The 19,544-nt window shown below is 46.9% G+C and carries 10 protein-coding genes; 3 read left to right on the top strand and 7 right to left on the bottom strand.

What is annotated here, in order from left to right; genetic code table 11:
- Window positions 1-5 precede the first annotated feature (5 nt).
- The 6 genes from mtnN to gltB (ABMY42_RS17085) all read right to left on the bottom strand — a co-directional run bounded on the left by mtnN (window position 6) and on the right by gltB (ABMY42_RS17085) (window position 13,655).
- Window positions 6-701 (bottom strand): 5'-methylthioadenosine/S-adenosylhomocysteine nucleosidase, encoded by a 696-nt coding sequence (mtnN, locus tag ABMY42_RS17060; protein WP_005447825.1) that lies wholly within the window; start codon window positions 699-701, stop codon window positions 6-8.
- 65 nt (window positions 702-766) lie between these two features.
- Window positions 767-1,195, bottom strand: a complete 429-nt coding sequence (locus ABMY42_RS17065; protein WP_045490796.1) for a DUF1499 domain-containing protein — start codon at window positions 1,193-1,195, stop codon at window positions 767-769.
- 91 nt (window positions 1,196-1,286) lie between these two features.
- The gene (locus ABMY42_RS17070; RefSeq protein WP_005447834.1) at window positions 1,287-2,699 is read right to left on the bottom strand and encodes an FAD-dependent oxidoreductase; all 1,413 of its coding nucleotides are present in this window, start codon (window positions 2,697-2,699) and stop codon (window positions 1,287-1,289) included.
- 20 nt (window positions 2,700-2,719) lie between these two features.
- Window positions 2,720-7,183 carry a glutamate synthase large subunit gene (gene gltB, locus ABMY42_RS17075; RefSeq protein WP_053052709.1) on the bottom strand — a complete coding sequence of 1,488 codons (4,464 nt, stop codon included), beginning with the start codon at window positions 7,181-7,183 and terminating at the stop codon, window positions 2,720-2,722.
- Between the two features lie 452 nt (window positions 7,184-7,635).
- Window positions 7,636-9,105, bottom strand: coding sequence for a glutamate synthase subunit beta (locus ABMY42_RS17080; RefSeq protein WP_009703022.1), 1,470 nt, complete (start codon window positions 9,103-9,105; stop codon window positions 7,636-7,638).
- On the bottom strand, window positions 9,105-13,655 hold the full coding sequence (gltB, locus tag ABMY42_RS17085) for a glutamate synthase large subunit (RefSeq protein ID WP_349266571.1): 4,551 nt from the start codon (window positions 13,653-13,655) through the stop codon (window positions 9,105-9,107). Before gltB (ABMY42_RS17085) ends, ABMY42_RS17080 begins: the two co-directional genes overlap by 1 nt.
- 554 nt (window positions 13,656-14,209) lie before the next feature.
- On the opposite strand from gltB (ABMY42_RS17085), the gene ABMY42_RS17090 reads away from it, so the two are divergent.
- Window positions 14,210-15,154, top strand: a complete 945-nt coding sequence (locus tag ABMY42_RS17090) for a TIGR01212 family radical SAM protein (protein ID WP_009702700.1) — start codon at window positions 14,210-14,212, stop codon at window positions 15,152-15,154.
- A 50-nt stretch (window positions 15,155-15,204) separates the two neighbouring features.
- A complete protein-coding gene (locus tag ABMY42_RS17095) occupies window positions 15,205-16,950 on the top strand; it encodes a diguanylate cyclase (protein ID WP_009697620.1) in 1,746 nt (581 codons plus the stop codon).
- A 39-nt stretch (window positions 16,951-16,989) separates the two neighbouring features.
- Here the strand turns inward: ABMY42_RS17095 and ABMY42_RS17100 are convergent, their stop codons facing one another.
- A complete protein-coding gene (locus ABMY42_RS17100; protein ID WP_005447847.1) occupies window positions 16,990-17,184 on the bottom strand; it encodes a hypothetical protein in 195 nt (64 codons plus the stop codon).
- Here ABMY42_RS17100 and arcB point away from each other — a divergent pair.
- Window positions 17,174-19,543 (top strand): aerobic respiration two-component sensor histidine kinase ArcB, encoded by a 2,370-nt coding sequence (gene arcB / locus ABMY42_RS17105; protein WP_154203199.1) that lies wholly within the window; start codon window positions 17,174-17,176, stop codon window positions 19,541-19,543. The genes ABMY42_RS17100 and arcB overlap by 11 nt on opposite strands.
- Window position 19,544: the final 1 nt, after the last annotated feature.

Below are 19,544 nucleotides of genomic sequence, written 5' to 3' on the forward strand. Positions count from 1 at the left end.
TAGACTTACTTAGTCAGTTCCAACATTTTGAATACCATTTCTGAAGAGCTTTTCGCCGCTAGCGGTAAGAACTCTTCGAAGCTCATTGGTGATTCTTTGTCTGCTACGTCAGAGATAGCGCGCACAACAACAAACGGCGTGTTGAATTGGTGACAAGTTTGAGCGATAGCGGATGCTTCCATTTCTACAGCGATAACTGAAGGGAAGTGTTTACGGATAAACTCTTGGCGTTCTGCTGTGCAAACAAACGCATCACCAGTACAGATCAGGCCGCGAACTGCGTGAGTGTTTTCCATTTGAGCCAGTGCTTTTTCAGCAAGGTCCATTAGCTTCTCATCTGCTTTGAATGCCGCTGGTTGACCTGCCATTTGACCCATTTCGTAGCCAAACGCGGTTACGTCTGCATCGTGGTGACGAACTTCTGTTGAGATAACAACGTCGCCTAGGTTTAGGCTTGAGTCGAAACCGCCCGCAGAGCCAGTGTTGATAACCACATCTGGTTGGTATTCGTCTAGCAGAATGGTTGTACCAACTGCTGCTGCTACTTTACCGATGCCAGATTGAAGTAGTACCACATCAACGTCGTTAATCTGACCAGAGAAAAACGTGCAACCTGCTTTGTTCACTGTTTGGCAGTTTGTCATTGCTTCTTTCAGGATGGTGACTTCTTGTTCCATCGCACCGATGATACCAACTTTCATAACACTCTCTTTCGATAAAAATTTAAGTTGGCGAGAGTATACCACTCTGCACCAATATGTGGTCGTTATTTGATTAACTCAGCATTCATCAGCAGTGAACGTAATTGTTCAGCACGCTTACGGTTCACGCCAAAGTCTGAATAGCCAACACGAGATTCTGAGCGAACAATTAGCTGATCGCCTTCTACCTTAAGTTCTAAATCGTCCACAAAGCGCATGATTTTAGATGTGCACTCTACGCGTATGTAGTTGCCTTCTTTCACCGCTGTTTTCGCACCTGGCAGTTCAAGCGCAATTTGCTCAATAGCATCGATGTTCGCTGAATCAGCCAGGGTGAATGGCGTTAGGTTGTATTCTGCACGCGTATCTTGAGTGGAGACGCAGTTTGGTTTGTCACCACAAGGTGATTGAGAACGATCCGTCATGATTGTGACTCCTTGGCTACAAGCGGTTAAGCCGAGCAAAGTGATGGAAAGGAGAGCGGCTTTTTTCATTGTATTTACTCTTATAATTTTGCTTCTAATTATATGGATACAAAAGAAAAAGGATCCAATAATAGGATCCTTTTTGTGATGTTAGCTGTGATTAAACTTCGAGGTAATCGAGAATGCCTTCTGCTGCTTTTCGTCCTTCATCAATTGCAGTGACGACTAGATCAGAGCCTCGCACCGCATCGCCACCCGCGAAGATCTTTTCATTGCTGGTCTGGAATTGGAACTCTTGTTTCGCAGGGGCTTTGATACGACCCCATTGATCTAAATCGACATCAAACGGAGCTAACCAGTCCATTTTGTGTGGCTGGAAACCAAACGCCATGATCACGACGTCTGCCGGTAGAACGTGTTCGCTGCCTTCGACGGGCTCTGGACGGCGACGACCCGCTTCATCAGGCTCACCAAGAGCGGTTTTCACCACTTTGACACCCGAGACCTTACCTGACGCATCGACTTCAATTCCTAAAGGCTGAAGGTTGAACATAAACTTCACGCCTTCTTCTTTGGCGTTTTTCACTTCGCGGCGAGAGCCGGGCATATTGGCTTCATCACGACGGTAAGCACATACCACGTTTGACGCGCCTTGGCGAATAGAGGTACGAACACAGTCCATCGCGGTATCACCACCGCCGAGTACAACTACGCGCTGCTTTGCCATGTCGATAAAAGGTTTGTCGTGCTCCAAGCCCATGACCTTGTAAGTATTTGAAATCAAGAATGGCAGAGCGTCGTAAACACCCGGTGCACCTTCATTTTCTAGTCCCGCACGCATGTACTTGTAAGTACCAACCCCCAAAAAGACGGCATCGTACTCATCAAGCAGCTCTTGCATCTGCACATCTTTACCTACTTCGACATTCATCTGAAACTCTACGCCCATTTCGGTGAAGACGCGGCGGCGGTTTTCCATCACGCCTTTTTCAAGTTTGAACGAAGGGATACCGAAGGTCAGTAGGCCTCCAATTTCAGGGTAGCGGTCAAATACGACAGGTTTCACGCCATTGCGCACTAGGATATCGGCAGCAGCCAAGCCTGCTGGACCTGCACCAATAATGGCAACCTTTTTATCGGTCCACTCCACCTTAGACATGTCAGGCTTCCAGCCCATTTCGAAGGCTTTGTCGGTAATGTATTTTTCAACGTTACCTATAGTGACGGCGCCAAAGTCTTCATTGAGAGTACAAGAGCCCTCACATAGACGATCTTGCGGACACACTCGACCACAAACTTCAGGCAAGCTGTTAGTTTGGTGCGATAGCTCTACGGCTTCGAGGATACGACCTTCATTGGCAAGCTTTAGCCATTGTGGGATGTAGTTGTGTACTGGGCATTTCCATTCACAATATGGGTTACCACAATCCAAGCAGCGATCCGCCTGCGCAGTCGCTTGTTGCTTGGTAAATGGTTCATAGATTTCAACGAATTCGATCTTACGAACTTTGATAGGCTTCTTCGCAGGATCTACGCGTTGAACATCGATAAATTGATAAACGTTCTGACTCATGATTCAAACATCCTCCATGATTACTGGGCTTGAACGCGCAGTTCTGCGGCACTGCGACTCTGGTGACCAAGTAGCGTGCGCAAGTCCGCCGCTTGTGGTTTCACCAAGTAGAACTTTGGAATCCATTCATCAAAGTTCGCCAAGATATCTTCTGCGTGGCTAGAGCCGGTTTCTTCGAGATGTTCGGCAATCAGACCACGCAAGTGCTCTTGGTGGATGTAGAGATCTGACAGAGATATCGCTTCAACCGATTCGTTGTTCACGCGACCTTGGAAGTCTTGGTTCTCATCCAATACGTATGCAAACCCGCCGGTCATGCCTGCGCCGAAGTTCACGCCAGTCGCGCCTAGAATGGCAACAATACCACCGGTCATGTACTCACAAGCGTTATCACCAGCGCCTTCAATGACGGCAATCGTACCTGAGTTACGTACGCCGAAACGCTCACCTGCTTTACCTGCCGCAAACAGTTTACCGCCGGTCGCACCGTACAGACAGGTGTTACCAATGATGGTTGCTTCATTACACTTAAATGCAGTGCCAAGGTGAGGTTTGATAACCACTTTACCGCCAGCCATGCCTTTACCTACGTAGTCGTTGGCATCACCAGTGAGGTAAAGCTCTACGCCACCTGCGTTCCAAACGCCAAATGACTGACCAGCGGTGCCATCCAAATGCAGTTTGATTGGCGTTGCCGCCATGCCTTGGTTGCCGTAACGCTGAGCGATTTCACCTGATAGACGAGCACCAACAGAACGGTCGGTGTTGATCACGTTGTAGAAGAAGCTAGCAGATTGACGTTTCTCAACCGCTTGCAGCGCGTCTTCAATGATCTTGTTGTTTAGCTCGGCTTTATCAAATGGTGTATTTGGCTGTGTCCAATAAAGAGGGTGTCCTTCTGGAGAGACTGGTGCCTCAAGGATATTCGACAAATCCAGCTTGGTTTGTTTTGCTGTCAGACCTTCAATGGTTTCCAATAAATCCGTACGACCGATCAAGTCAGTCAGTTTTTCAACACCAAGTTCAGAGAGTAATCCGCGTACTTCGTCCGCCAGACCAATGAAGTAGTTCATCACCATTTCCGGAAGACCTTTGAAGTACTCTTTACGCAGCGTTTCGTCTTGAGTTGCAACACCAGTAGCACAGTTGTTGAGGTGACAAATACGTAGGAACTTACAACCCATTGCCACCATTGGTGCAGTACCAAAACCGAAGCTTTCGGCACCGAGAATCGCCGCTTTCACCACGTCCAGACCAGTTTTTAGACCACCATCTACCTGTAGACGAATCTTATGACGTAGACCATTAGCAACCAGTGCTTGTTGTGTCTCTGCCAGTCCCAATTCCCAAGGGCTACCAGCGTATTTCACTGAAGTTAATGGGCTTGCTGCGGTACCGCCGTCGTAACCCGAGATGGTAATGAGATCAGCGTAGGCCTTTGCTACACCTGTTGCGATGGTGCCGACGCCTGGCTCAGAAACTAACTTCACCGAAACCAATGCGTTTGGATTGACTTGTTTTAGGTCGAAGATCAGCTGGGCTAAGTCTTCAATCGAATAAATATCGTGATGTGGAGGAGGGGAGATCAGAGTCACCCCCTGTACCGAATAACGCAGTTTTGCGATTTCTGCGGTGACTTTGTGTCCCGGTAACTGACCACCTTCACCCGGCTTCGCACCCTGTGCGACCTTGATCTGCAGTACGTCTGCATTGGTTAGGTAGTGAGGCGTAACACCAAATCGACCTGAAGCAATCTGCTTGATGCGGGAGTTACGCTCTGTACCGAAGCGACGTGGATCTTCACCACCTTCACCTGAGTTAGAGTAGCCACCAAGGCGGTTCATCGCTGTTGCAAGTGCTTCGTGTGCTTCTGGGCTAAGTGCACCAATGGACATTGCCGCCGAGTCAAAGCGTTTGAAGAGTTCTGTGCTTGGCTCGATTTGCTCAAGTGGTAATGGGGAATCTGATTTTTTCAGCGCCATTAAGTCACGCAGCATGGCAACAGGACGTTGGTTCACCTGTTTAGCAAAGCTCTGATAATCGTTGCTTTCGCCTGATTTCACCGCAGTTTGCAGTGTGCCAACCACGTCTGGATTGTAGGCGTGATATTCACCACCGTGGACATATTTCAATAAACCACCATGCTCGATGGCTTTACGTTTCGCCCAAGCTTTGCGAGAAAGGTTGTACAAGTCTTGTTGGAAGTCGTCGAAATTTGCGCCTTCAATACGAGTTGTTACACCTTTAAAGCACAAATCGACCACTTCTTGGCTCAAGCCAACTGCTTCAAACAGTTGTGAGCAACGGTAAGAGGCGATGGTAGAAATCCCCATTTTCGACATGATCTTGTACAGACCTTTGTTGATGCCGTATTGGTAGTTTTGCATCACATCGCGATAGTCTTTTTCTAGCGCTTTATCATCAATGAGTTTACCTAGTGCTTCATAAGCAAGGTATGGGTAAACGGCAGTGGCACCAAATCCAAGCAAGACGGCAAATTGGTGTGGGTCACGTGCCGTGGCTGTTTCAACAACAATGTTGGCATCACAACGTAAGTTCGCATCGATCAGGCGAGTTTGAACGGCACCGACCGCCATTGCTGCAGGAATTGGCAGTTTGCCTTTAACTAAAGCACGATCCGAAAGCACCACTAGCACAGTGCCTTCACGCACCACGTGTTCTGCTTGCTCACACAGATCATCAATGGCTTGTTTAAGATCTTTCTGTTGTGGATCGTAGTTGATATCGAGAATGGTATTACGATAGTAATTGTCTCCAAGCTCGAGTAATTGCTGCATGTCTGAGTAAAGTAACACTGGTGAATCGAAGGTTACTCGGTGCGCGTGTCCATCAGTTTCACAGAAGACATTCATCTCTTGACCGATGCTGGTTGCTAGTGACATCACGTGTTTTTCACGCAGTGGATCGATCGGCGGGTTGGTTACCTGCGCGAACTTCTGACGGAAATAGTCAGTCACCAAGCGCTCTTTAGAGGATAAGACGGCCATCGGGGTGTCATCACCCATAGAGCCGACCGCTTCTTGTCCCATATCACCGAGAACGCGCAACACTTGATCGACTTCTTCGTTGCTCATGGCGAATTGCTTTTGGTAAGTCTTAAGCAAGTCTTCATCAAAGCTGCGCTCGCCAACTTGCTCTTCTGGTAATTGAGCAAAAGGCGTGAGTTTGCGAACGTTGTTTTCCATCCATTCGCGATAAGGGTGGCGAGATTTCAGATCGTTATCGATCTCACTTGATTGCCATAGTTTGCCTTTGCGAGTATCGACAACCAGCAGTTCGCCAGGACCAACACGCCCTTTTTCGGCAACCTCATCCGGAGCGTAATCCCAAATACCGATCTCTGATGCTAGAGTGATCAGCCTATCTTTAGTTATCACATAACGTGCAGGACGCAGACCATTACGATCTAAGTTACATGCGGCGTATCGACCATCGGACAGAACAATACCTGCCGGACCATCCCATGGCTCCATATGTTTGGAGTTGAAGTCGTAAAATGCTCGCAGATCTGGGTCCATATCTGGGTGGTTTTGCCATGCTGGTGGCACAAGCATGCGCATGGCACGGAAGATATCCATACCGCCTGCTAAAAAGAGATCCAACATATTATCCAAGCTGGAAGAGTCAGAGCCTGTCTCGTTCACAAATGGTGCCGCAGTTTGTAGGTCGGGCAGCAGTGGTGATGAGAACTTGTAAGCACGAGCGCGAGCCCATTGGCGGTTACCTTCAATGGTATTGATCTCACCATTATGAGCGAGGTAACGGAACGGTTGAGCCAGAGGCCAACGAGGTTGAGTATTGGTTGAAAAACGCTGGTGGAACAGGCAGATAGCAGATTCCATGCGTAGATCAGCAAGATCAAGATAGAAGCGCGGTAAGTCCGCAGGCATGCACAAGCCTTTGTACACCAGAACTTGTGTCGACAAGCTACAGATGTAGAAGTCAGGATCTTCTGTAATTTGTTTCTCGATGCGACGGCGTGCGATATAGAGGCGACGTTCGATGTCACGCTCGCGCCAACCTGCTGGTGCAGAGATAAAGACTTGTTGAATGTCTGGAAGTGAATCAGCAGCGATCGGACCGAGTACTTCTGAATTAGTTGGAACTTCACGCCAGCCCGCTACGGTTAAGGTCTCTTGAGCCAGCTCTTTGTTTACGATGTCTTTGGTGAGTTGAGCTTTCACCGGATCTTGGTTAAAGAAAATCATCCCCACGGCGTATTGCTTGCCAAGGTTGAAGCCATTTTCTTCGGCGATAAGGCGTAAATAGGAATCGGGCTTTTGTAGAAGAAGACCACAACCATCACCGGTTTTTCCATCGGCGGCGATGCCACCACGGTGGGTCATGCGATCAAGTGCAGAAATTGCTGTACGTACCAGCTTGTGACTTTGCTCGCCTTCCATGTGCGCGATTAAGCCAAATCCACAGTTGTCTTTCTCAAGACTTGGATCATAAAGAGCCATTGCAATTCTCCCTTTGCTTATCTGTCATCCCGACAGATATATCAACACTGCTCAAGTTGATAATGATGACTAACTATGCGTCACTTTCTAAGTTTTATGTATATCTATTCAATAAAATTCGTCAAATATCTTAACAAAAATTGTGTGTTTTATTTTCACCAACTTCACAAGCTATAGCTTATTGTAAAAAAGGTCAAGTTATTAGTGAATAATCACGTGAATATGCGATTTACCATTTAATTGGCTAAAATAATCTAATAAATTCAGTTAGATAGAAAAATGATTGTTACAAAAAAGTAACATTTGATTCTGGCAGGAATAAAAAAGACCAGCACAAAATGCTGGTCAAAATAAAAAGGTTGGAAGGAACTGTTTTCTTTCTTTGCTACCAGCCATCGATACTACTGATGGCTGGGTTTAATGCTCAGAAAGAGGAAGTGAGAACACTCCCTTTACGCAGAAAGCATCAGTGAATCTGCTTTTGCTTCTAGGTTTGTGCCACCCATTAAATAGTCATCGATAGCACGGGCACATTCACGACCTTCGTTGATACAACGAACAACCAGAGATTGTCCTGTTCGCATATCACCAGCTGCAAATACGCCTTCTTGGTTTGTAGCAAAACCTTGGGTTGCTACATTACCGCGATCATCGAGTGCAATATCCAATTGAGCAAGTACACCTGTTGGTTCTGGGTGCAGGAAGCCCATCGCTAGGAATGCCATATCACATGGGATCACTCGCTCACTGCCTTCTACTTCTTTGAAGCTCGGACGTTCGCCTGGTTTCGCATCTTGCCAAACGATGTCAGCTAAACGAAGACCTGTAACTTCACCCTTGTCATTGCCAATGAACTCTTTGGTCAGGATGTTCCAGTGACGATCAACACCTTCTTCATGAGAGGTCGAAGTGCGTAGAATCATTGGGTACTGTGGCCATGGCATGTTAGCAGGGCGCTTCTCTGGTGGAATCGGCATGATTTCAACCTGAGTGATGCTTGCTGCGCCATGACGGTTAGATGTACCCACACAGTCAGAGCCGGTATCACCACCACCGATCACTACAACATGCTTACCCGCAGCGTGAAGTTCTTCACCCTTAAGATCCATATCATTGGCACGACGGTTGTTTTGACCTAGGAACTCCATTGCAAAATGGACGCCTTTTAGTTCACGACCCGGAACGGGCAAATCACGTGGAACAGTTGAGCCACCAGTCAGCAGAACCACATCGAATTCTTGACGTAGTTGCTGGGCATTCACATCGACACCAACGTGTTGATTTACTTTGAATTCGATACCCGCTTCTGCCATCAAGTTGATTTTGCGGTCAATCACATCCATACCCAGTTTGAAATCAGGGATACCAAAACGCAGTAGACCACCCACTTTCTCGTCTCGCTCGAATACAGTCACAGTATGACCAGCGCTATTTAGCTGCTCGGCAGCCGCAAGACCTGCAGGACCTGAACCGATGATCGCAACAGTTTTACCAGTGCGAGAGCGTGGTGTTTTTGGTTTGGCGTACCCTTCTCGATACGCCGTTTCTACGATGGTTTTCTCGATATTACAGATAGTGATCGGGTCTTGGTTGATGCCAAGTACACAAGCACTTTCACATGGTGCTGGGCAAACACGACCAGTAAACTCAGGGAAGTTATTAGTCGAGCTTAGAATGTTCCATGCTTCTTCCCAGCTATCACGATAAACTGCGTCATTAAACTCTGGGATGATGTTACCGATAGGGCAGCCGTTATGACAAAACGGCACACCACAATCCATACAACGAGAAGCCTGAGTATTGATTTTGTCACCAAACTCCTCGTTTAGAACAAACTCTTTATTGTTCTTAATACGTTCAGCTGGGTCGATCTTCTGTGGTAGTTCACGACCATGCTCTAAAAATCCAGTAGGCTTACCCATTATACGGCCTCCGCTTGAGTTTCGTTTCCTTGAGACTGTGCTTCAGCTTTACGCTTTTGAAGAACCGCTTTGTAGTCACGCGGCATTACCTTAACCATAGAGGCTAGGCTTGCTTCAAAGTTGTCTAGGAAAGACTGAGCGACTTCACTTCCTGTGAATTGAACATGCTTAGTTAGCATGTCGAGTAATAGATCTCTGTCTTCTTGCTCGATTGGATCTAGGTCTACTAGCTCTGGGTTCAGTTTTGACTCAAAGTCACCTGATTTATCCCATACGTAAGCCACGCCGCCACTCATACCTGCGGCAAAGTTACGACCTGTTGAACCAAGGATTATTGCTGCACCGCCCGTCATGTACTCACAACCGTGGTCACCGACGCCTTCTACTACTACTTTCGCGCCTGAGTTACGAACACAGAAACGTTCACCAGCCATACCACGAATGAAAGACTCACCCGAAGTTGCACCGTAGAAACACACGTTACCAACCACGATGTTGTCTTCCGCGACAATACTTGATTTCGCATCTGGGTAAAGTACTAAGGTACCGCCAGATAAGCCTTTACCCCAGTAGTCGTTCGCATCGCCTTCTACTTCGAACTTCACGCCCTTAGCTAGGAATGCACCGAATGATTGACCCGCGGAACCTTTGAACTTCACGTTCATTGGTTGAGGTAGACCGGCATCTTTATACACTTTCGAGATTTCGTTCGACAACATGGTACCTGCAGAGCGGTCCGTGTTGACGATAGGGAACTCGGCATTCACCGCTTCGCCTTTCTCGAGTGCAGGAATCGCTGCTTGAATCAGCTTACGGTCTAGTACTTCTTCTAGGTTGTGGTTCTGCTGAGCTTGGTTGAATACACCATCAGCTTCGCGTGGCTGTTCAACGTGAAGAACAGGAGACAGATCTAGGTTCTTGTATTTCCAGTGAGAAACGTCTTGGCGAATCTTCAGTTTCTGACCTTGACCGACCATCTCATCGATAGTGCGGAAGCCAAGTTCAGCCATGATTTCACGCAGACCTTGTGCCATGTACTGGAAGAAGGTTACGACGTCTTCTACGCGACCATCAAAGCGCTCGCGAAGTGTCTTGTTTTGAGTCGCGATACCAACAGGACAGGTGTTCTTATGACACTTACGCATCATGATACAACCTTCAACCACCAATGCTGCGGTTGCCACGCCCCATTCTTCTGCACCAAGTAGTGTTGCGACTGCAAGGTCACGAGGTGTCTTCATCTGACCATCCGCTTGAACCACGATACGGTTACGTAGACCGTTCTTCAGTAGCGTTTGGTGCGTTTCTGCCAAGCCAAGTTCCCAAGGAAGACCTGTATGACGGATTGAAGACATTGGGGATGCACCTGTACCGCCGTCGAAACCTGCGATAAGTACAACGTCCGCTTTCGCTTTCGCTACACCAGAAGCGATCGTACCTACGCCTGCCTCTGATACCAGCTTCACGTTCACACGACCCGCGCGGTTCGCGTTCTTCAAGTCGTAGATAAGCTGAGCCAAATCCTCGATGGAGTAGATATCGTGGTGTGGCGGTGGCGAGATAAGACCGACGCCCGGAGTTGAGTGACGTGTTGCACCGATCCAGTCATCTACTTTATCACCTGGTAGCTGACCACCTTCACCTGGTTTCGCACCTTGAGCCATCTTGATTTGCAGCTCATCAGCGTTGGTTAGGTAGTAAGAGGTAACGCCGAAACGACCTGAAGCCACCTGCTTGATCGCAGAGCGTTCCCAATCGCCGTTGTCTTTGCGCTCGAAACGCATTGGGTCTTCACCACCTTCACCAGAGTTCGATTTCGCGCCAAGGCGGTTCATAGCAACAGCCAGTGTGGAGTGTGCTTCGTAAGAAATAGAACCGAATGACATAGCACCGGTCGCGAAGCGTTTCACGATGCTTTCAATTGGCTCGACGTCGTCGATAGAGATAGAGCCTGCTGGGTTCTTAATGAACTCAAGTTGGCTGCGCAGGGTTACCGCGTTGTCGCCTTGCTTATCTACGGCTGTCGCGTATTGCTTGAACTGATCGTAGTTCTTGTTGCGCGTAGACTCTTGCAGTAGAGAAATGGTTTCTGGGTTGAAGAGGTGCTTCTCGCCACGCTGTTTCCATTGGTAAACACCGCCTACATCCAACATTTGAATTGGGATTTCGCGTTGTGGGTAACCGATGCGGTGACGGATAAGTACTTCTTTGGCGATATCATCAAGGGTTAGACCTTGGATACGAGAAACCGTACCTGTGAAGTACTTGTCGACCACTGATTTGTGGATACCCAAGGCTTCGAAGATTTGCGCACCGTGGTACGACTGTAGCGTAGAGATACCCATCTTCGAGAAGATCTTCAGAAGACCGCCATTGATCGCTTTACGGTAGTTGTTGAACAGATCGCGAGGGTTTGCTTCTGGATCCAACTTCTCCGTACGTTGAAGCTCAATGATGGTTTCAATCACTAGGTAAGGGTTAACCGCATTCGCACCGTAACCAAGTAGCGTTGCAAAGTGGTGCGTTTCACGTGCGTCACCGGTTTCAACCACGATGTCACACTTCGCACGTAGACCTTTACGGATCAAGTGGTGGTGCACTGCGCCAACTGCCAGCATTGCTGGGATCGCCGCGTGGTTTGAATTTACTGCACGGTCAGTTAATAGGATGATTGAGTAACCATCGATAACCGCGTCTTCTGCGTATTGGCAGATACGTTTTAGTGCGCGCTCAAGCTTGCCTTGATCTTCATTAGCTTGGAACACGATATCCAACGTCTTCGCTTGTAGGTGCTCGTTATCGATCGCACGCAATTTCTCAAGCTCAGAGTTCGCCAGAACAGGCGATTCCAATTCTACTTTCTGACAGTGAAGTGGTGTTTCAGTCAGAAGGTTTTGGTCTTTACCCAAGTAAGTGTTCAGTGACATAACCATACGCTCACGGATCGGGTCGATCGGTGGGTTGGTTACCTGTGCGAACAGTTGCTTGAAGTAGTTTGAAAGATGTTGAGACTGATGAGATAGAACCGCAAGAGGCCAGTCTGCACCCATGGCTGATAATGGCTCTTTCGCATCATTCGCCATTGGAACGATGATTTCGTTCACTTCTTCAGTGCTCACACCGAAAGCTTGTTGACGGTGCAACAAACGCTCAGGAGAAGGTTGGCTGAACTGGTTGCTTGCATCTGGTAGCTTCTTCAAGCTCAGTAGGTTTTCTTCTACCCACTTCTCGTAAGGCTGTGCTGTTGCAATGGTGTCTTTCACTTCTTCATCGGAGATGATGCGACCTTGCTCTAGGTCTGCAACGAAGATACGACCTGGTTGTAGACGACCGCGGAACTCTACGTTCTCTGGTTCAATATCCACCACACCAGATTCTGATGCCATCACTAGGAAGTTGTCTTTGGTCACTGTGTAGCGAGAAGGGCGTAGACCGTTACGGTCGAGTGTCGCACCAACTTGAACACCGTCAGTAAAACATACTGAAGCTGGACCATCCCATGGTTCCATGATGTTCGCGTGGTACTGATAGAACGCGCGACGTTTAGGATCCATGTTTTTGTTTTCTTGCCATGCTTCCGGGATCATCATCATCAATGCGTGTGGCAGGCTACGACCAGAAAGAACTAGGAGCTCAAGTGCCATGTCAAAGTTAGATGAATCCGAGCTGCCTTCCTGACAGATTGGAAGAAGCATGTCGATTTCAGCCTGAGTAAATAGGTCTGATTCTAAGATTGCTTCACGGGCTTTCATCCAGTTCAAGTTACCGCGAACTGTATTAATTTCACCGTTGTGGGCAATGTAACGGAAAGGCTGCGCAAGACGCCATTTCGGGAAGGTATTGGTAGAGAAACGAGAGTGTACCAGTGCCAGTGCAGTCACCATGGTTGGGTTTTGCAGATCAAGGAAATACTGAGGTACTTGCTCGGTTGTTAACTGACCTTTGTACACCAATGTCTTGTAAGACATTGAGTTAATGTAGAAGTCGTCACCAATGTTCGAAACGCTTTCTAGGCAAACTCGCACTGTGTAGTTACGAAGTACGTACAGTTTGCGTTCTAGCTCTTCAGGTGTGATGCCTGGACCACCAGAGATAAACACATGCTCAAACTGAGGCTCTGTGCTTAGCGGGTCAGCACCGATCATTGAGTTGTCGGTTGGCAAAACGCGGTAGCCGATAACTTCAAGGTCTAGACGCTGTGCGTTGCGTTCTAGAATATCTCGGCATTGTTCGCGTTTGTATTCGTCTTTCGGGAAAAGAACGACACCAACACCATACTTTTCAAATGAAGGCAGTTTAATGCCTAGCTTAACGGCTTCTTCTAATAGGAATTCATGAGGTTTTTGTAGCAAGATACCCGCACCATCACCGCTGCATGGGTCACAACCTTGACCACCACGGTGTTCCATGCGAGCCAGCATATCCAATGCTTGAGTCACTACTTCATGAGATTTACGGTTTTTAAGGTGAGCAACAAAACCGATACCACAAGCGTCATGCTCCAGTTCCGGAGTGTACAGACCCTGTGAATTTTGCTCTCTATCTACCATAGATACATCCTTCCAGTTCAATGTCGACGCAAGAACCCCGGACAGATCTCGACTGTCTTAGGTACGCTCTGTACGTCTTGTCCTTTATATTTATGATTCGCCACTGATCGAGGTTGACCAGTCTTGATTCCTTTCCGTATCTCGCAGGAAAAATTTTGCGAGAAAAACAATCCTTGGTGATATCCCTTTATTTATTGCCATAATTTAGTGACTTATATAGGTGGGAGCGGGATAACGCCGACAATTCCCGCAGTTGATGTTGTAATAAAAGTCACAAAAACGACGGGGTTGTGTAAGTATCCTACAATTTTGTGACTTCGAAATGCAACGAAAAGTCGTCTTTGTGACCCAATTTTTTCGTTTAAATATTCACTTTTTGTTTAACATTTACGCAACATTGCAGGTTTTAAGTTGGTTTTATGCAGTTTTATTGATTTCGCACCGCCACCTGTTTGTTTGAATTGACTAGAATTATTTGTTTTTTCTTGCAGGGATGTAATTTAGTTACATAAATCGTAGTGAGATTTATTACGGTTTACTATTGGTGAGAATCTATGCAGTTACATGAGTTGGTCAACACATTAGGCCAAGACCTTCAGCGCCGTTATGGCGAAAAAGTCCATAAACTGACTTTGCACGGTGGTTTCAGTTGTCCAAACCGCGATGGCACTATTGGTCGAGGTGGATGCACATTTTGTAATGTGGCTTCATTTGCGGATGAAGAAGTACAGATCAAAAGTATCCACGATCAATTGAAAGATCGTGCTGGAGAGATCCACAGGGCGAAGAAGTATCTGGCATATTTTCAGGCGTACACCAGTACCTATGCAGAAGTGCAAGTTCTTAAAAACATGTACGAGGAAGCACTCAAGGCTGCAGATATTGTTGGTTTGTGTGTTGGGACTCGCCCTGATTGTGTTCCTGACGCAGTACTGGATCTATTGTCGGACTACGTGAATCAAGGTTATGAGATTTGGTTAGAACTGGGTCTTCAAACTGCCAACAATGACACCCTCAAGCGTATCAACCGTGGTCATGATTTTGAGTGTTATGCAGAAATCACCAAGCGCGCTCGGGCACTAGGTATTAGAGTTTGTACTCATCTGATCGTCGGTTTGCCTAGAGAAACACGCGATGACAACATCGACACATTGCGTAAAGTTTTGGACGTCGGCACAGATGGTATCAAACTGCATGGTTTACATATCGTAGAAGGCAGTACAATGGCGAAAGCGTGGCGTGCCGGAAAGCTAGAAGCCCCAGAATTGGAGGATTACGTTGCTATCGCCAGTGAAATGATCCGCATGACTCCTAAAGAAGTGATCTTCCATCGCGTTTCCTCAGCTGCTCGCCGTCCTACTCTTTTGTCGCCGTTGTGGTGTGAAAACCGCTGGTTAGCGATGACTGAAATTGGTCGTGCATTGGATCGAGAAGGCCCACAAGGCAGCTTAACTGGTGATGCCTTCATCTATATCAAACCAGAATTAAAGGCAGAATGATCGATTAATAACTGTTATATTTCCTCCGATTTGCTTGAAAGGTCGGAAAAATGGATCAGTTACTCAATTGGCTCTGGGATGGGCAGGGCGACTACGGATTTGTGGTCCTGCTCTCTGTTGTATGTGTAATCACAGTTACGCTGATCTATATACGATTTCAATCTGCTTTAAAACTTATCGTTACGGACTCTCCTTACCCTGTTCTCGTGTTAGATGCGGGCAGTGGTCAATTGTTGCTCTCCAATGATTCTGCCATGCAATTGCTTGGTATCCGCCGTTTAGGTTCTGGGTTTCTCTATCCTGCTTCTTTTAATACTGACGAGATAATTGCATTACTTGATAGCTTTTCCAGCCGACATTTTGGGCAGCAGCTGTTTGATTGGCGGTTGTCTGAAACAGAGAATATTAAGATTGAGTTATCTGGTCGAAAGAGCTTACTTCGTGGGCATCGCGTATGGATTATTTACGCTCAGCCTTACCAGTTTACTCGCCAAGAGCAGCAACAAGAATTAGAGCAGCTAGGTATTGCTCGTTCCGCTCTCGACTCGTTATCTGAATTGATATGTCTGCAAGATAAGCAAGGTAAAGTACTGACAACCAACCGTGCGTTTGACCTGTTTTGGGAAGGGCGCAGAGAAGAAGCTTGCTCCTCCAAGATGAACCCAATAGCTACACGTAAAACTGAGAGGCGTTGGACAACCGATCAGCAAGGTCGAAGTTGTTTGTTGGAAGTAAACCAAAGTTCTTTGGTTTCTCAGTCTGGAGAGATGATTGGTACTTTGTCTATCAGTCATGATGTTACTGAATGGCACAAGATGCAGCAGAATTTGCGCGATGAAATGGAACGTCGTAAAGATACCGAAGTCGCCTTGGCACAGCGCGATACCATCTTACAAACCATTTTGGATGCCAGCCCAGACTCTATCGGTATCTTCAATGAAAACATGGTTTACCAGGCTTGTAATAAACCATTTGTGAATGCGTTAGGCATTTCTGATGTAGGGGATTTGATTGGTAAGCGACTACAAGACGTAGTGCCTGATGATATTTACCTTCGTTTGGAAGCTAGTGACATGCAAGCATTGCAGCAAACACAACCTGTACGCTACATCGATAAAGTGAGCAGCACTGATGGGTATCATACTTGGTTTGATGTGGTGAAATCGCCGTTTAAAGACCGAGCATCGGGTACTAACGGTGTATTGATTATGGCACGTGATATCTCTGAGCGTTATCTTGCAGAGCAAAAGCTTGAGGAAGCGAATTTGGAGTTAGAAAAATTAAGCTTCTCTGACAGCCTGACAAAAGTCGCTAACCGTCGCCGCTTCGATGAACAACTTCATACTCTTTGGTATCACCATATTCGTGAGAAATTGCCGCTGACGATCATGTTGTGTGATATTGATTTCTTTAAAGACTATAACGACTGCTATGGTCACCAAAAAGGTGATGATGCTTTAGTCCAAGTCGCTGCGGCGTTTCAACAGGTGGTGAGTCGGTCATCGGACTGCGTAGCACGATATGGTGGGGAAGAGTTTGGCTTTATCTTGCCAAACACCACAACGGAAGGTGCACACAAAGTTGCCAAACGCATCCATGAACAAATCCACGAACTTGCTGTGGAACATAGTAACTCAACGACTTCGGATCGGTTGACGGTGAGTATCGGCTTTGTTTCTTACATCCCGCATCATGGTGACGAACCAGAAATGGGCGTTGCAATGGCAGACAGCGCACTCTATCAAGCTAAGGCTGATGGGCGTGACTGCACTCGAGTTCATCCTGGTTCTTATTAACGCTTTGTGACCGCTTGCTCTAAGTTGAGAGCAGGCGGTTTAAATCACCGTATCAAACACGTTAAACTGCGAATACACAGCATGAGGCGTTGATGAGCCCTGAAGCGTCGCCATTTCAGTTGTGTGTCTTTCAAACATTGATGCTGTTGAGTAACTGCGCTTAACGGTTTTGCTTTTCAAACTGATCAGGGTTCGATGTCTAGCTTGTTCCATGGAGTAGTGAATGAAGCCCATGAAAAATCTCGCCCAGTACTATGTTGACCTATTGGTTAAGCTGGGGATTGTCCGTTTCTCGATACTACTGGCGTTGGCGCTGGTTGCACTGGCTGTTGTTGTACAAGTTGGTATCACGTTGGCGCTTAAGGGTAACGTTGACGATATAGATATCGTTCGTTCGGTATTCTTTGGTTTACTTATTACCCCTTGGGCGGTGTATTTCCTATCTGTCGTGGTGGATCAGCTTGAAGAGTCTCGTCAAAGACTGACCAAGTTAGTATCTAAGCTTAAGGACATGCGTTCGCGTGACCAAGAGCTGAACTTTCAACTACAGCAGAACATTGAAAAGCTCAACCAAGAAATTGAAGAGCGTATTAAAGCAGAAGAAGCACGTGAAGAAGCGATGCAAGACTTGGAGAATGAGGTGTTCCAACGTGAGCGTACTCAGCTTGAGCTTGCCGAGCGTACGGCGCTGTTACGTTCTTTTATCGATGCATCTCCAGATTTGATTTACTACCGCAACGCTGATGGCGTTTTTTCTGGCTGTAACCGCGCGATGGAAGAGTTAACTGGTAAGAAAGAGCACCAATTAGTGGGCTTGAGCCCTTGGGATGTCTACAGCAAAGAAGTGGCTGAGCATATCGTCGATACCGACCAAAAAGTCTTTGCTGATAACCAAGCAATTACCTACGAGCAATGGCTAGAATACCCTGATGGTCGCAAACATTACTTTGAATTGCGCAAAGTACCGTTCTACAGCAAAGATGGTCGCCACCTTGGTCTGGTTGGTTTCGGTCGCGATATCACCGAGCGTAAGCGTCATGAAGAATCATTAGAAAAAGCCAGCCGTGATAAAACCACCTTTATCTCCACTATCAGTCATGAGCTGCGCACACCGTTAAACGGCATTGTAGGCTTGAGTCGTATGTTGCTTGATAGTCAGTTGACTGAAGAGCAACGTAAGCACATGCAAACCATCAATGTTAGTGCCATTACTTTGGGCAACATCTTTAACGACATTATCGACATGGACAAATTTGACCGTCGTAAGTTGGAATTGTTACCTGCACCATTGAATTTTGAAGACTTCGTCGCTGAAATTGAGAGTATATCGGCTCTGATGGCTGAACAGAAAGGGCTTCGCTTCGATCTAGAGCGTTTGAGCTCGCTACCAAAAGCGATAGAAGTGGATGCGACACGTCTACGCCAGGTTATCTGGAACTTGGTTAGCAACGCCATGAAGTTCACCAAAGAAGGTGGCGTCGTAATGACGGTGAGCGCCGATGTTGAAGAAGATTACGCGACCATCATTATGGAAGTGGAAGACACCGGTATTGGTATTCCAGACGAAGAGCTCGATAAGATCTTTGCGATGTACTACCAAGTGAAATCAGGCAAAGATAACCTGCATGCGGTGGGTACTGGTATCGGTTTGGCGGTTTCTAAGCAGCTGATCAACATGATGGACGGTGACATTACCGTAGCAAGTGAGGAAGGATTCGGTAGTACCTTTACCGTATCGATTCACGTGCCAGTGGTTGAGTTAGAAGCACCTGTTATCGATGCAAAACGCGACAATGTACATCTTAATATCTTTATGGTCGAAGACATCGAACTTAATGTCACTGTTGCGAAATCTCTGCTCGAAAGCTTGGGGCACTCTGTTACTGTCGCAATGACGGGTGAGGAAGCGCTGGTGAACTTCGTACCGGATGAATACGACTTAGCTTTGCTTGATATTCAGCTTCCGGACATGACTGGGTTTGACGTGGCTAAGTACTACCGTGAACACTACGATAATCTACCGCCGCTGGTGGCATTGACTGCGAATGTCATGAAAGATCGTCGTGAATATCTCGATAACGGTATGGATGATGCCATAAGCAAACCACTTGCAGTTCAAGCGTTACAAGCGGTGATCGATAAGTTCTTCGTTGAGCGCGTTGAGAACAATGAGATTGTGATGGAAGAGATCGCAGAAGCTGAAGTCATCGAAGAGGCGACACCGATGCCATCTCCAGTCATCAATACCCACTTGCTGGATCTTGATATGCTAGAGTCTTACGTGGATATCGTTGGCGTAAAGCCTGTGTATGACAGTATTAAGATGTTTGAAGACATGATGCCTGATTATATCGAGGTGTTGGACTCAAACATGACGGCAAAAGACCAAGACGGTATTGTTTCTGAAGCACATAAAATTAAAGGGGCAGCAGGCTCGATTGGTTTAAAACACATCCAAAGCGTCGCACAGAAAGCACAATCTCCTGATATGCCTGCTTGGTGGGAAAACATATCGGATTGGGTCGAAGAAATTAAAAACGAATATCAAAATGATATTCAAGTATTGAAGAGTTGGTTGGAACAGAGGAAATAAA

It is taken from the genome of Vibrio sp. SSH13-20 (genome assembly GCF_040104475.1).
Taxonomy (GTDB): Bacteria; Pseudomonadota; Gammaproteobacteria; order Enterobacterales; family Vibrionaceae; genus Vibrio; species Vibrio harveyi.

Excerpts from the sequence above, each read along its gene's own strand:
- gltB (WP_349266571.1), bottom strand. The coding sequence starts at position 13,655 with ATGGTAGATAGAGAGCAAAATTCACAGGGTCTGTACACTCCGGAACTG.
- ABMY42_RS17065 (WP_045490796.1), bottom strand. The coding sequence starts at position 1,195 with ATGAAAAAAGCCGCTCTCCTTTCCATCACTTTGCTCGGCTTAACCGCT.
- gltB (WP_053052709.1), bottom strand. The coding sequence starts at position 7,183 with ATGGCTCTTTATGATCCAAGTCTTGAGAAAGACAACTGTGGATTTGGC.
- ABMY42_RS17095 (WP_009697620.1), top strand. The coding sequence starts at position 15,205 with ATGGATCAGTTACTCAATTGGCTCTGGGATGGGCAGGGCGACTACGGA.
- mtnN (WP_005447825.1), bottom strand. The coding sequence starts at position 701 with ATGAAAGTTGGTATCATCGGTGCGATGGAACAAGAAGTCACCATCCTG.
- ABMY42_RS17070 (WP_005447834.1), bottom strand. The coding sequence starts at position 2,699 with ATGAGTCAGAACGTTTATCAATTTATCGATGTTCAACGCGTAGATCCT.
- ABMY42_RS17100 (WP_005447847.1), bottom strand. The coding sequence starts at position 17,184 with ATGGGCTTCATTCACTACTCCATGGAACAAGCTAGACATCGAACCCTG.
- arcB (WP_154203199.1), top strand. The coding sequence starts at position 17,174 with ATGAAGCCCATGAAAAATCTCGCCCAGTACTATGTTGACCTATTGGTT.
- ABMY42_RS17080 (WP_009703022.1), bottom strand. The coding sequence starts at position 9,105 with ATGGGTAAGCCTACTGGATTTTTAGAGCATGGTCGTGAACTACCACAG.
- ABMY42_RS17090 (WP_009702700.1), top strand. The coding sequence starts at position 14,210 with ATGCAGTTACATGAGTTGGTCAACACATTAGGCCAAGACCTTCAGCGC.